Below are 14973 nucleotides of genomic sequence, written 5' to 3'. Positions count from 1 at the left end.
CTAAGAGGTATTGAGCAGAAGTTCTAGCAAAATTACCAATTGTATCAATCTGCCAAAGCTGGGCTTTTTAAAAGAAAATCCAGAGTAAAGAATCAGGAATTTATTTTCTGAATTGCTTCATCTATACACCAAAAACTAAAAAAGCATAAAGCAAATGAGTTGACTGGCTTTTAACATTACTTATTTGAATGATTCGAACTTTACCAATGTGTTTAGTATCTAAAGTTAAAAAAAAATGATGAAATAAAACAAGCATAAAAAAAGCCTCCGCAGAGGCTTTTTTCAGTTCACAGGATTAGTCACCTGTATAACCTTTTAACTTCAAACGTGCTGCATGAAGTAGCGGCTCAGTATAACCAGAAGGCTGTTCACCACCTTTGAATACCAGGTCATAAGCAGCTTGATAAGCATAACCGTTGAATGCTGGTGCCATTGGCGTATAAAGCGGATCATTCGCATTTTGCTCATCCACGATTTTCGCCATGCGCTGCATCACTTCTTCAACTTGCTCTTTAGTTACGATACCGTGACGTAACCAGTTTGCAACATGTTGAGAGGAAATACGTAATGTTGCACGGTCTTCCATCAAACCAACATCGTTGATATCTAGAACTTTAGAACAACCTACACCCAAGTCAACCCAACGAACTACATAACCCAAGATCCCTTGAAGATTATTTTCGAGCTCTTTGGTTTTCTCTTCAGCAGTCCAGTTGGTATCGGTTGCTAAAGGAGGCGTTAACAAGTCATCTAGAGACAATGCTTCAGTTTTCAACAATTCTTGTTGACGCGCCGAAACGTTGCATTGATGGTAATGGATCGCGTGAATGACTGCACCAGATGGAGACGGAACCCATGCACAGCTCGCACCCGCTTCTGGATGCTCAATCTTGGTTTTGTACATATCTAAAAGCATGTCCGGTTTTGGCCACATGCCTTTACCAATCTGTGCTTTACCACGTAGGCCAGCTTGAAGACCGATCATTACGTTACGGTTTTCATAGGCTGGGAACCAGATTTGTGATTTCACTTCGCCTTTACGAACGAATGGGCCTGCTTCCATGAAGGTATGGATTTCATCACCGGTACGATCCATGAAGCCTGTGTTAATGAAGATGGTACGATCTTTCGCTGCTGCAATACAGTTCTTCAAGTTTACAGATGTACGGCGTTCTTCATCCATGATACCGATTTTCAAAGTTTTCGCAGGCAAGCCAAGCGCCTGTTCAGCACGTTCAAATAGCTCAACTGCAAATGCAACTTCTTCAGGACCATGCATTTTTGGCTTCACGATGTACATAGAACCTTTACGTGAGTTCTTGATCGTGTTTTCGCCTTTAATGTCTGCGAAAGTAAGCAATGGAGTGATTAACGCATCCATAATACCTTCGTAGATCTCTTGACCATCTACCAGGATCGCCGGGTTAGTCATCAAGTGACCAACGTTACGAAGAAGCATCAATGAACGACCGTGAAGTGTAGTCTCACCACCAATCAGGTTTTTGTGCGTACGGTCTTTATTGAGTGTACGAGTCACGGTTTTGCCGTTTTTCTCGATAGACTCTTCCAAAGTACCGCGCATCAAGCCTAACCAGTTACGGTAGCCTTCAACTTTCTCTTCAGCATCTACAGCTGCAATTGAATCTTCCAAATCTTGAATTGTTGTTAAAGCAGATTCAAGCACAAGGTCTTTTACGCCAGCTGCATCAGTTTGACCAATCGGGCTGGTTGCATCAATTTCGATGACAACATGTAGACCATTGTTTAAAAGAACGATTTCAGTTGGTGCAGCTTCATCACCATTAAAACCAACGAATTGTGCTTCTTTGGCTAATGTAGTCGTTGAACCGTCTTTTAAAGTTACAACAAGCTTTTTCGCTTCAACTGCATATTTTGTTGCATCTGCGTGCGAACCATTTGCCAACGGAAATGTTTCATTTAAGAACTTTTTAGCAAATGCGATAACTTTATCACCACGAACCGGGTTATAGCCCTTGCCTTTTTCCGCGCCACCTTCTTCAGGAATAACGTCGAAACCGTAAAGCGCGTCGTATAATGAGCCCCAACGTGCGTTCGCAGCATTCAAGCAGTAACGTGCATTACGCACAGGTACTACTAACTGTGCACCAGCCAATAATGCAATTTCTTCATCTACATTTTCTGTGCTGATTTGGAAATCTTCTACTTCTGGTAATAAGTAGCCAATTTCTGTAAGGAAAGCTTTGTAAGCTTCTAATTCAAATTTGTTGTTGCGGTGCCATTCATCAATTTTAGCTTGAATGTCGTCACGCTTAGCCAATAGTGCTTTGTTCTTTGGGCTAAGATCGACAACGACTTGTTCAAAGTTTTTCCAGTATGTTTCACTGTCCAAACCAGAACCTGGTAATGCTTCATTTTCGATGAAATCGTAAAGTTCTTTAGCAATCGCTAACTTGCCTTTTTGAATACGTGCAGTCATTGTCTTTCCTGATATTGCTACTTTTTATAACAAGAGATTCTAGTATACCGATTTATACCTAGCTGAATAGTACTATCACATTCCTAAATAATGATCATTTTCTAATAAATGAATATATCCATCATTCAAAAAAATGAAGATCACAAATGCAACGTTATTATCTGCCTGAATACCTTTTTATAGTTTATAAAGTTTTTAAAATGTCGAAATTAGACTTAAGTGCAGAATTTTGCTTTAAAACCACTCAAAAGCTTTATTTCTCACAGCTGTCGAGCAAAGATTAAGCCATGAATAGGGCAAAATGTCGATAAAACAATCAAAGAATTTGTATAAAAAAAGCGCCTGTTTAGGCGCTTGATCTTTAGCTGGCTTCTGAGGCTGAACCCTGTATTTGTCGATGCTCAGAGTTTAGATAGTCATCAGACTGCATTTCCAGTAAACGTGAACGCGTGCGTTCAATTTCAAAGACCAGTTTTTCACCTTGGTAAATATCAATAATACTGTCTTCTGAAGTCAGCAATAATTTGACCCCACGATCGTAAAACTCATCGACCAGATAAATAAAACGACGTGTACCTTCAGACAGGTAATCGGTCAAATGCGGTACATTACTGACCAGTACCGTATTATAAATATTGGCAATTTCAATAAAGTCGGCTGGACTGCGCGGTTTTAAACACAGCTCTGAATATTCACACCACAATACATCTTCAGTATGGCCAACGGTTTCTACAATACGGTTATTGATGATAATCGGCTCTTGCGAAATAGTTTGCGTTTGTGTCAGCGCCGTAAAACGCTGGGCGATCCAGAGTTTATGGTCATGCGTTAATGGATGTTTAAACAATTGTGCCTGTTTCAGCACGCGCAAACGATAATCCACACCTGCATCAACATTCAAAATAACACAATGTTTTTTTACCATTTCAATGGTAGGGATAAAACGGTCACGATGGATTCCGTTTTTATACAAACCGTCCGGTGCAATATTTGAAGTCGCCACCAAGGTAATGCCACGAGTAAACAATTTCTGGAATAATTCGCTCAGAATCATGGCATCTGTCACATTGGAGACAAAGAATTCATCAAAACAGATCACCACCGCTTGCTGGTAAATCTGATCTGCTACCTGATCCAGCGGATTACGCTGTCCTGATAATTTGTTCAGTTCACGATGTACATGCTGCATGAAATGATGAAAATGCATGCGCATTTTACGGCGAAACGGAATCGACTCAAAAAACTGGTCCATCAACCAGGTTTTGCCACGCCCTACACCACCCCACATATATACCCCTTGTGGTGAAGTTTGACGACGGAAACGACGGAAGGCTTTTTTAGACGCCTTAAAGCGCTGAATCAATTCTTGCCAGACACGATCCAACTCATGTACAGCTTGCGCCTGAGCATCATCCGGCATGAACTGACCAGACGAAATGGCTTGTGCATAACGTTCCGCAGGTGACAAAGGGATAAAGGCTGTACTGTGCTTCAAATTTAAGTCTGACATAACATGGATACTATTTTAGGCTATTGAAAGTATAGCGAAGATTGAGATGAAATATATAACACTTTGGCATTAATATACTTAGGCTATTTACTAAACTATTTAAAGTACTGACGAGGACTATGTCCAAACCAGCGTTTAAAGGCATGATTAAAGGCTGCAGGCTCCGAATATCCTAGTAATTCCGCAATCATTTCAATGGAATACTCTTTGTACTCGATCAGCCTTAGAGCCTTGTCCTTAATCAATTGTTCACGTATCTGTTTATAACTGCTTTGCAATTGTTGCAGCTGATGCCGCAAGGTTCGCTCCGGAATTTGCAAGGCTTGCGCCGTTTCTGCCATGGTTGGCATAACCCCTTGTTGCAGCTCTAAATAATCTTTTACACGCTGCACCAAGGATGGCGCTAACTCATCCACCTTTAAACGTTCTAATTCAGCGATACATTTGCTTTCATAGATCTTAAAGGTCATTTTATCCGCTGAAGGAATCTGTACATTTAATACGTCAGCGTCAAACCAGAATTCCGCATACTCGGCAGCAAACTGCAATTCGGCACCATAATAATCATGATAGATATCTAAAGCCTGCAGATTTTCCGGCTGTGCAAATGGCAGTTCTATATGCATTTGCGGAACACTTAAGCCCATCATCTTATAAAGATCTTGAATAAATTTATAAGTTCCCGAAATTTCACATTGCGCCCTTAACAACCCAAGATCACTGTTTAAATCTTCAGGCGCATAACATAAAGCCACCTTTTGAGCGGTATATTTTAAGCTTAAGACACCGGTTAAATGCGTTAATGCCTGATAGCGAATGCCCTGCTCTAAAGCAGTACGCACATTTTCACTGGTGACCAGCAACATCAGTAAGGGACCATAGCCTGCAAGTGCATAATGCTGCCCAATAAACAACCCTTTTTCTGGTGCGACATCCTGACCAATGACTTTAAGCACATCCCATTCTAAACTGGGATGAATAATAGAGCCGGGATCGAATGCATCCGCACGCAATCCAATAGCTTGAAGTTTTTGATCAACTGCAACACCTGCTTTACGCATGCCTTGAATTAAATACATCAAGCCGAGAATTGATCGTTTCATAGCAGGGTCACATTAAAATAGCATCTCAATTTTTACTATAATTTTTCATACTTGAAAATTGCCGAATCTATCAATTTTTCTGTCATGACTATCATGTTGGTTATTACACCATTGCTATACGCTATAAAAAATACGAAAAGTAATAAGGCCAATAAAAAATGCATAATCAAACACAAAGCCAGCCTATGCCAGCACAAACAAAAATTGCCATCATTGGTGCAGGTTTTGGTGGATTGGCAATGGCTATACGCCTATTACAAAGCAATATTAATGATTTTGTGATTTTGGAAAAAGCCAACGAGGTAGGCGGAACCTGGCGTGAAAATCAATATCCCGGTGCAGCCTGCGACGTACAGTCACATATGTATTCCCTCTCTTTTGCACCCAAAAGCGACTGGTCAAAACGTTATGCTGAAGCACCGGAAATTTTTAAATATATACAAGATTTAATCACAGACCATGATCTGGAAAAGTATTGCCAGTTTAATTGTGAAGTTCTGGCTACCGAATACAATGAGCAAAGTTGCGACTGGAAACTTATCCTCAATAATGAGCAAACTCTGATTGCTCAATTTGTGGTTTTTGCATCCGGTCCTTTACATGTACCCCATATCCCTCATATCAAGGGCATTGAAAAGTTTCAGGGTAAAGTTTTTCATTCCTCACAATGGGATCATCAATACGACTTATCTGGCAAGAATGTCGCATCCATTGGCACAGGTGGCAGTGCAATTCAATACATTCCAGAAATTGCACCTAAAGTTAAGCAACTCTATGTATTCCAGCGTACAGCGGCTTGGGTCATACCACGGGATGAACGCCAATATTTAAATGTTGAAAAGGAATTATTCAAAAAACTAGACTGGTTTAGAAAACTGCATCGGGCACGTTTATATTGGTCAAACGAATCTCGTGTGGTTCCCATTGTTCAACCTGCAGTAATGAAATACACCCAAAAGCTAGCAGAAGTTTTTATCAGATTTCAGGTCAAAGACAAAAAGCTGGCTCAAAAACTGACACCGGATTACATCATGGGATGCAAACGGATATTGGTGTCTAATAAATACTATCCAGCTTTTAACCGAAGCAATGTTGAACTGGTCACCGAGGCAATTCAGGAATTAACTGAAAACAGCATCATCACCCAAGATGGGCAAAAACGTACTATTGATTGCCTCATTTACGGTACGGGTTTTATTACCGATCCACGCATCTATTTAAAATCCTTTCACTGCATTGGTGAACATGGGCAGGAACTTAAAGATGCCTGGAAAGATGGTGCTGAGAGTTACTATGGCATTAGCACCAAAGGCTTCCCTAATTTATTTCAGTTACTGGGGCCTAATACCGTTTTGGCGCACAACTCCGTGATCTTCATGATCGAATCTCAGGTCAATTACATCTTGCAAATGATTCAACTGGTCAAACAAACTCATAACAATGCCATTGTGGTGAAAGATCAAGCACAAGACCAGTTCAATCAGAAGGTACAAAAATTGCTTGATGGCACAGTCTGGCAATCTGGCTGTGTAAGCTGGTATCAACAGGATGGCGGCAAAAACTTTGCCCTGTGGCCTACCTATACCTGGAAATATTGGTTACAGACTAAAAAACTCAATCCAGCTGATTTCCGTCTACTGAGTCAATCCAAGAGAAATCGTGCAGCTTAATCTTATATTGTTCATAATAAGCAGGTATTTTTTACCTGCTTAATTCTTTATGCAATCCATCTGGTTAATCTTCCAACTTCTCGCCAGCCTCGCGATGGGCTTTCTGCTTGCCCGCAAACTGCCTGCCCGGCTTGAAAAATTTGCTTTTCAAATTTTGCCTTATTTCACCTATATTTTACTGTTTGCCATCGCAATTGAGTTTTCTCAAACACTACAGAGCATCTCGAGCCCGCATGTAATTTTAGGGTATTCCCTGACGCTTGCATTATGTACCTCATTTGGCGCATTTATCTGTTGCTACCTGCTGTTTAAAAGCATTGGCTTTCAGCCCACCCAAGGTAAGGTTTCAGCGAGTCTGTTGTTTAAATCACTACTCAATATCAGCTATGCATTTATTGCATTGGTAACAGGATACTTTGTAGCAGAAACTTCCAGTTTTTCAGGTTATAGCCTGCACATCAGCACCTGGAATTTGTTACTGGTCTTTATGTTTCTTATTGGGCTTGATCTAGCCTATTCACCACTGGATCACTCGTGGCTAAACTGGAAAATCATGCTCGTGCCAGCAGGCTGTATTATGGGGTCACTGCTCGGTGCCTTCATTAGTGTTTTATTTATAGAGCATATTGCGCTCAAAGATTTGATCATGCTGTCACAAGGTTATGGCTTTTACTCCATGACCGGCATTGTGGTGACAGAGCTTAAAAATGCTGAACTTGGCAGCATCGCCTTGATGAACGATCTGTTCCGGGAAATTATTTCAATTTTGATGATGTATGTGATTGGCTGGCGTTATCCACGATCTGCCATTTCAGCAGCTGCTGCGACTGCTATGGACGTGACCTTGCCGATGGTGAAACAGGCCTGTGGTAATGATTTTATTCCGCATGCCATGGTCAGCGGTTTTATCCTTTCTGTGCTTGCACCAATTATGGTGAGTGTTTTGGCTGTAGTTTAATTTTTCATATTTATCCCTCACCTAAATCCTCTCCCAGAGGAAGAGGACTTGTCCATTTTTACAATAATGGGACGTTCTCTCTCCCTTTGGGAGAGAGTTAGAGAGGGTGTAAAATTACAACGTTGCCAAAATATCTTTCAATGTCTGACGCGGATTTTCAGATTTAGTAATCGGACGACCAATCACCAAATGCGTAGAACCATCCAGCATGGCTTGTTTCGGTGTCACAATACGTTTTTGGTCATCTGCTGCCGAGCCTGCTGGACGAATCCCAGGAGTCACTAAAGCAAAGTCTTGACCCAAAGTTTCACGCAGCATTTTCGCTTCTTGCGCAGAACACACCACACCATCTAAACCACTGTCTTTCGTTAAAGCAGCCAGGCGTTTTACTTGCTCAAATGGTTCGATATCCAATCCGATATCTTTTAAATCTTCACGCCCCATTGAAGTCAGTACAGTCACAGCAATCAGTTGAGTTTTATAATTCCCTGTCTTTAAGCGTTCTACACAGGTTTCCATCATTTTACGGCCACCTGATGCATGTACATTCACCATCCAGACACCCAAGTCTGCTGCTGCACATACTGCTTGAGCTGTAGTATTCGGGATATCATGAAATTTCAAATCCAGGAAAACTTCAAAGCCTTGGTCATGCAATGCCTTAACCACGCTTGGGCCTTCATGAGTAAATAGCTCTTTACCAACTTTCACCCGACATAATGCAGGATCCAGCTGCTCTGCAATTGTTAACGCGTCATATTGGCTTTTAGCATCCAGTGCAACAATGATACTCAAGAGACTTACCTTCACTCAGACAAAAAAGAAAGTCTATTATAAGGGCTATTCCAGCTTAGACATAGTGTTAAAAAAATAAGTTAATTGAAGTCATTATTTTAAATTATTGTTCTCTGCTTCAGATTAAAAACATAAAAAAACACCCTGAAGTGATCTATTTTCAGAGTGTTTCAAAATTCAATTAAATTTTTTGAATCTCAGCCGTCTAACCGACTGAGCTAAACCTTATATACAACATACGACATTATAAGGGGGTAGACGAACGATCTTCCGGATGAATATCGAGTACTGTCTTTTCATGTCTGGTATGAGCTGCCGCCTCAGCTGCTGCCAGCTGTGCCGCTTGTATTTGTTCTTTTCGTAGATGTTCAATGTCTTTACGTAATCGCTTAATTTCCCAGTTAGTCTGAAATACCCGGAAAATTTGTACTCCCAGCAGCAATCCTAGCACCACACCTAAAGCTAACGTCAATAACAACAACAGGCCTAAACGCATTGCTGGTACTTGAGTAAACAATAAATCAACCGTGAGTTCGGTACCATTTTGCAGTACGAGAGCCAATGAATAGCCAAAAAGTATTATTAGTAATGCGACTAACACGTAACGCATAAACACCCCATAAAATTTTTATTACTGTGCAGATTCGTTTACTGCATCGCGTAATGCTTTACCAGGTTTAAAATGCGGAACTGCTTTTGCAGCCACTTCAACAGAACGACCTGTTTTAGGATTACGCCCCACACGTGGATCACGGTGATGCAAAGCGAAACTCCCAAAACCACGAATTTCAATACGATTATCAGATGACAATGCGGCTATCATTTGATCAATCATAATCTTAACAGCTTCTTCAACCAAAGGCTCTGCTAAGTGTGGATTTTTTAGGGAAATTCGCTCTATTAAGTCAGACTTATTCAGTGCTTCCGTAGTCATCTGCGACCTCTTTAATTATCAAGCTATTTTATAGATAATCAGATAATAACCTGTTTAAATACAAAACGGTAGCGTAATAAGTTAATACTACGCTACCGTTTACAGTATTTGTGTAAAAAGTATTAGTTAATTTACATTAACAATACATTTTAACGCCTACTTAGTTACCCATTTGAGCTTTGATCAAATCACCAATAGTCTTAGGACCATTGTCTTGACCAGCTGCAGCTGTTTTCAAGTTAGCAACTGCTTCTTTCTCTTCAGCTTCGTCTTTCGCTTTGATTGACAAGTTGATAGAGCGAGATTTACGGTCTACATTGATGATTTTAGCTTCAACTTCTTGACCAACTTCAAGGAACTTAGTTGCATCTTCAACGCGGTCGCGGTTGATTTCAGATGCTTTAAGAGTCGCTTCAACTTCGTCAGCTAACTTAACAGTAGCGCCACGAGCATCAACTGCAGTTACAGTACCTTTAACAAGCGCACCGCGTTCGTTAGTCGCCAAGAAATCGTTGAACGGATCGCTGTTCATTTGCTTAATACCAAGGCTGATCCGGTTGCCTTCAGCATCTACAGACAAGATAACCGCTTCAACAGTGTCACCTTTCTTGTAACGACGGATAGCTTCTTCGCCTTGTTCGTTCCAAGAGATGTCAGACAAGTGAACTAGACCATCGATACCGCCTGGTAAACCGATGAAGATACCGAAATCAGTGATTGATTTGATCGTACCTGAAACTTTTTCGCCTTTGTCGTGGTCTTTAGCAAACTCTTCCCATGGGTTAGCACGAGTTTGTTTGATACCAAGAGAAATACGACGACGTTCTTCGTCCACTTCAAGAACCATAACATCAACTTCATCACCGATCTGAACAACTTTAGATGGGTGGATGTTTTTGTTAGTGTGGTCCATTTCTGAAACGTGTACTAAACCTTCAACGCCTTCAGCGATTTCAGCGAAGCAACCGTAGTCAGTAAGGTTAGTTACGCGCGCTTTAACGATAGAACCTTTAGGGTAACGGTTCATGATCGCTAACCATGGATCTTCGCCTAATTGTTTAAGGCCTAAAGATACGCGGTTACGTTCGCGGTCGAATTTAAGTACTTTAACAGTAACTTCTTGTCCAACTTCAACAACTTCTGAAGGATGCTTGATACGTTTCCAAGCCATGTCAGTGATGTGAAGAAGACCGTCGATACCGCCAAGGTCAACGAATGCGCCGTAATCAGTAAGGTTCTTGATAGTACCTGTAACTGTTTGACCTTCTTCAAGCTGAGCAAGAAGAGCTTCACGGTCAGCTGAAGATTCAGCTTCCATAACAGCACGACGAGATACAACAACGTTGTTACGTTTAGCATCAAGTTTGATTACTTTAAATTCTAACTCTTTACCTTCTAAGTGAGTAGTATCACGAATAGGACGAGTATCAACTAAAGAACCCGGAAGGAACGCACGTACTGGACCGATGTCAACAGTGAAACCGCCTTTAACTTTACCAGAGATAACACCAGTAACGATTTCGCCGTCTTCAAAGATTTTTTCAAGTTTAGTCCAAGTTTCAGCACGTTTAGCTTTTTCACGTGATAAAACTGTTTGACCCATACCGTTGTCAAGAGCTTCAACAACAACGTCAACAGTATCGCCAACTTGAACTTCAAGTTCACGTTGGTCGTTTAAGAATTCAGCGCGGTCAACAATACCTTCTGATTTAAGGCCAGTGTCAACTGTTACCCAGTCAGAGTCGATGCTTACTACAACGCCCTGGATGACAGCACCCTTTTCAACGTTGAGGTTTAATTCGCTTTCTTCAAAGAGGGCTGCAAAAGATTCGGTCATGATATACCTGATAAAGTCAGCGGTCTTGGATCAGACAAGGCCGGTTTAATAAAGCTTCCACATAGTCCGTAATAAACTGATCTAGCTATGCTTTGGCTGAAAATTCTTTAATTGGCTAATTGCTGGTCGACAAAGTTCGTCATCAAATTGAATACTTCATCGATGCCCAGTTCTGAACTATCGATGATATATGCATCTGCTGCCGGCTTGAGTGGTGCGACTGTGCGCTCCATATCACGTTTGTCTCGAGCTTGTATATTAGCTAAAATGTCGTTCATTTTAACATCTAGCCCCATACCCTGCAACTGCTTTACTCGTCGCTCCGCTCGGGATTCAGCCGATGCAGTCAGGTAAATCTTGGCTTGAGCTTCAGGAAAAATAGAAGTGGCCATATCTCGACCATCCGCAACCAAACCTGGCGCTTGTGCAAATGCGCGCTGACGTTCTAAAAGTGCAGTTCTAAGCTCAGGAATTGCCGCAACTTTTGAGGCAAATTCACCGACGCGTTCAGTACGGATGGTTTGGGTGACATCTTCACCGTCCAGTTGAACCTGCGTACCCACCTGAGTTGTAACAAATTTTATGTCTAAATTTGTTGCAATTTTAATGCATGAATCAAGCGCCGAGTCTAAAGCATCCAGTAAATCCTGCTGATGTAATGACAGCCCCAACAGACGATATAAAGCACCAGAATCAAGCAAATGAAATTGATAATGTGCTGCCAGTTTAGCAGCAAGGGTGCCTTTTCCAGAACCACTTGGCCCATCTATGGTAATAATTTGAACTGTCATTAATATTCCACTTTACGCTATACAGTTTTAGCTAATTTTGAAAAACCTAGTTTAATCGCAGATTTAAGCTGTGCAAGGATTAATTTACTGATAAAAGGAGCACGCACCTTCAATTCAATGGTATAAGTCACCAAGGTTTTGCCAGCATCTTTTGCTTCAAACTCGATAATCCCCAAATGGTGTTTTACCAGAGGATTCTTCACAATCTGGTATTCGATACGCTGATTTGGCTCCAGCAAGGTAATTTGTTCCTGTAAAGGCTTGATGGGACCAAAACCCATGCGACGCACCGAACCCACCCCATCCGGACGCTCCGGATCATTTGAGTCTTTAATTCGCTCCACCTGAATCGGCGCAAAAGCGACATTGTAGGTGGCATGTTTTGATAACAAATCAAAAACCTGATCGATGGGTGCGTTAAATTCTTTTTTTACTTGAATAGAATTCATGACTTATCCTGATTTTTTATTGACAATATATATTGTCATTATAGTTTATATGATTTTAATTAATGATTCTGATCATTTAGGGACTTTTCTTGTAACTTCTGCAATCTTTTTTGCTCACGGCGCATCTTGAAAAAATTGCTAAGTTGCTGGGAACACTGTTCCTGCATACAACCTGCCTCATACTCGAAAACATGATTGTAGTAACCGGTTTCAAATAATCGACGCACGCTAATTAAGGAACCTGCTTTCGGTTCAGTTGCGCCGAACACCACCTTGGATACCCGTGCATGAATCAAAGCTCCAACACACATGGTACAAGGTTCCAAAGTCACATATAGAACTGAATCGTCAGGAAGACGGTAATTATTCAAATAAGCACAAGCCTGACGCAATGCTTGAACTTCAGCATGCGCAGTCGGATCATTCAAAGAAATTGGCGCATTATAGCCTGCACCAATAATCTGATTTTGACTGACGATCACTGCACCCACAGGAATCTCCTGTTTGGATGCTGCAATGGCAGCCTGCTCATAAGCAAACTGCATCCAGTACTCATCAGTCAGTTGTGTAGCATCAGTCATAAGCTTAGCTGATGACCCCATAATGCTTCAACAGCTCATTCCAGCTTTGAATAGTCGTGATTGGTGGGTAATCAGATAAAATGGCTTTTAAAGAGAAATCACTGCCCTTTTTCCATTCTGGCGATAAATCTTTATCCACCAAACGTGCTCGTACACCTTCCACGAAATCCGGATGACGAATCTTCCAGTTGGAAATTTGTGTTTCCAGTTCAAAAACTTCATTCCAGGAATGAACTCGCTTACCCCATTGCCATAACAACCAGGTAATGGCAGCAGTCGCAGGCGAACCTTTTTGCAGGTTTTCACTGGCTTGACGCAGCCAGTCACTGCGCGCATCACTGAGTCCGATAATAGATTCATAGTCATGTTCGAAGTTCACCCCACGGCAAACACTATGAATGACATCCAGTGAGTTTTGCAACGGGCCTGGCCCTACAGGACGATGCAAACTATTTAAAGTATCATCAATGGCACGGAAATCTCCCGCCGGATAATGACCCCAATCAATATTAAGCATTTTTTCCAGTACATTATCACGCTGCGCATCACAAATATGGGTTGCCCAACCAATACCATAAGCACCCGCTGAAGTCATGATTGATCCAGTCAGGCCGGTAAACAAACCAATGGCACCACGATCGGCCAGAAAACGTGTTGCACCTACATCGGGATACAAACCGATATTAATTTCAGGCATCGCCAAACGTGAATAAGGTGTGACCAGACGGAAAGGCGCCGCCATAAATAAACCTAAACCACCACCCATGACATAACCTTCACCCCAAACCAGCACAGGCTTAGCATAGTTATGCAACAATAAATCCAGCGCATATTCCTGCTCAAAGAATTTATTTGCCGTTTCAACTTCATCATTGATGACCAACTGACGAAGTTTACGTACATCACCACCGGCACAGAATGCTTTTGGTGTAGTGGAATCCAGCCAAATGGCTTTTACCGCATCATCATAATGAAAATCTTGGAATACTTGCAAAAGTGCGGTAACGATGGATTCATCCAAGGCATGCAAAGATTTCGGACGGTTCAGGCGAACAATGCGCCAGCCATTCTTTGCTTCTTCTACAATAAGATCGGGATGATAATTTTTTAGTTCAGGAGATTGTGTCATGCGTCCAGCTGCCAATTGATCGGCTCAATGCCATTTTGTTTCAGATAATTATTTGCTTTAGAAAATACTTTACAACCAAAAAAACCACCACGGTTTGCTGACAAAGGAGAAGGATGTGCAGCTTTCAATACCAGATGTTTATTTTGATCGATGCGTTGCCCTTTACGTTGCGCATAAGCGCCCCAAAGGATAAACACGATATGCTCACATTGCTCGTTTAAAACGTCAATAATGTGATCGGTGAAATCTTCCCAACCACGCTTTTGATGTGATGTCGGTTGTCCAGCTTCAACAGTCAAAACCGCATTGAGCAATAACACACCTTGTTCAGCCCAACGGGTTAAATCACCATGCTTGGGAGCAGGAATACCAAGATCGGTATTTAATTCATGAAAAATATTACGCAAAGATGGAGGCAACGCAACCCCTTTTTGCACTGAAAAACTTAAGCCATGTGCCTGATTGGGCCCATGATAAGGATCCTGTCCCAGAATAACGACTTTAACATGGTTCAAGGGAGTTGTATTTAAGGCGTTAAAAATGAGTGGATTTGGTGGATAGATGACTTTATCCGCCTGTATTTCAGTCACTAGAAACTGTTTTAAATCATCCATTTTAGTGCTAAGCAAAAAATCGCTCAAGGCACTTTTCCAACTCGCATCTAACTGGATTTTGTCTAGTTTAGCTTGCTGTTGTTCCGTTAAAGACATATCTACTTCCTAAGTTTTTATTTACCAGACCCAACTTTTTTTGCCATC

General features: G+C 41.4%; 14 protein-coding genes. 2 read left to right on the top strand and 12 right to left on the bottom strand.

Annotation, left to right across the window (positions count from 1 at the left end):
* Positions 1–295: 295 nt before the first annotated feature.
* The 3 genes from B9T29_RS05725 to B9T29_RS05715 form a co-directional block, all read right to left on the bottom strand.
* Positions 296–2458, bottom strand: a complete 2163-nt coding sequence (locus B9T29_RS05725) for a malate synthase G (RefSeq protein ID WP_086174997.1) — start codon at positions 2456–2458, stop codon at positions 296–298.
* A 361-nt stretch (positions 2459–2819) separates the two neighbouring features.
* Positions 2820–3968, bottom strand: a complete 1149-nt coding sequence (gene zapE / locus B9T29_RS05720; protein ID WP_086174996.1) for a cell division protein ZapE — start codon at positions 3966–3968, stop codon at positions 2820–2822.
* Between the two features lie 95 nt (positions 3969–4063).
* Positions 4064–5071, bottom strand: coding sequence for an AraC family transcriptional regulator (locus B9T29_RS05715; RefSeq protein WP_171263991.1), 1008 nt, complete (start codon positions 5069–5071; stop codon positions 4064–4066).
* 158 nt (positions 5072–5229) lie between these two features.
* Here B9T29_RS05715 and B9T29_RS05710 point away from each other — a divergent pair, with 158 nt between their 5' ends.
* Complete coding sequence (locus tag B9T29_RS05710) at positions 5230–6741, top strand: flavin-containing monooxygenase (protein WP_086174995.1); 1512 nt, start codon at positions 5230–5232, stop codon at positions 6739–6741.
* Between the two features lie 49 nt (positions 6742–6790).
* A complete protein-coding gene (locus B9T29_RS05705; protein WP_086174994.1) occupies positions 6791–7699 on the top strand; it encodes a lysine exporter LysO family protein in 909 nt (302 codons plus the stop codon).
* 114 nt (positions 7700–7813) lie between these two features.
* Here the strand turns inward: B9T29_RS05705 and pyrF are convergent, their stop codons facing one another.
* The 9 genes from pyrF to ung all read right to left on the bottom strand — a co-directional run bounded on the left by pyrF (position 7814) and on the right by ung (position 14925).
* Positions 7814–8509: an orotidine-5'-phosphate decarboxylase gene (pyrF, locus tag B9T29_RS05700; protein WP_171263990.1), complete on the bottom strand. Its 696-nt coding sequence runs from the start codon at positions 8507–8509 to the stop codon at positions 7814–7816.
* 229 nt (positions 8510–8738) lie between these two features.
* Complete coding sequence (locus tag B9T29_RS05695) at positions 8739–9104, bottom strand: lipopolysaccharide assembly protein LapA domain-containing protein (RefSeq protein WP_086174992.1); 366 nt, start codon at positions 9102–9104, stop codon at positions 8739–8741.
* Between the two features lie 21 nt (positions 9105–9125).
* Positions 9126–9428: an integration host factor subunit beta gene (locus tag B9T29_RS05690; protein ID WP_086174991.1), complete on the bottom strand. Its 303-nt coding sequence runs from the start codon at positions 9426–9428 to the stop codon at positions 9126–9128.
* Between the two features lie 160 nt (positions 9429–9588).
* A complete protein-coding gene (rpsA, locus tag B9T29_RS05685; protein ID WP_086174990.1) occupies positions 9589–11265 on the bottom strand; it encodes a 30S ribosomal protein S1 in 1677 nt (558 codons plus the stop codon).
* 107 nt (positions 11266–11372) lie between these two features.
* Positions 11373–12056: a (d)CMP kinase gene (cmk, locus tag B9T29_RS05680; protein ID WP_086174989.1), complete on the bottom strand. Its 684-nt coding sequence runs from the start codon at positions 12054–12056 to the stop codon at positions 11373–11375.
* Between the two features lie 17 nt (positions 12057–12073).
* Entirely contained in the window at positions 12074–12505 is a 432-nt protein-coding gene (locus tag B9T29_RS05675; protein ID WP_086174988.1) for an SRPBCC family protein, read from the bottom strand.
* A 59-nt stretch (positions 12506–12564) separates the two neighbouring features.
* Positions 12565–13086 (bottom strand): tRNA adenosine(34) deaminase TadA, encoded by a 522-nt coding sequence (gene tadA / locus B9T29_RS05670; RefSeq protein WP_086174987.1) that lies wholly within the window; start codon positions 13084–13086, stop codon positions 12565–12567.
* A 4-nt stretch (positions 13087–13090) separates the two neighbouring features.
* Positions 13091–14215 carry an enoyl-CoA hydratase/isomerase family protein gene (locus tag B9T29_RS05665; protein WP_086174986.1) on the bottom strand — a complete coding sequence of 375 codons (1125 nt, stop codon included), beginning with the start codon at positions 14213–14215 and terminating at the stop codon, positions 13091–13093.
* Entirely contained in the window at positions 14212–14925 is a 714-nt protein-coding gene (ung, locus tag B9T29_RS05660) for a uracil-DNA glycosylase (RefSeq protein ID WP_086174985.1), read from the bottom strand. Before ung ends, B9T29_RS05665 begins: the two co-directional genes overlap by 4 nt.
* Between the last annotated feature and the right edge of the window lie 48 nt (positions 14926–14973).

The organism is Acinetobacter sp. ANC 3903 (assembly GCF_002135315.1).
Taxonomy (GTDB): Bacteria; Pseudomonadota; Gammaproteobacteria; order Pseudomonadales; family Moraxellaceae; genus Acinetobacter.
This window is presented reverse-complemented; position numbering and strand designations above follow the sequence as displayed.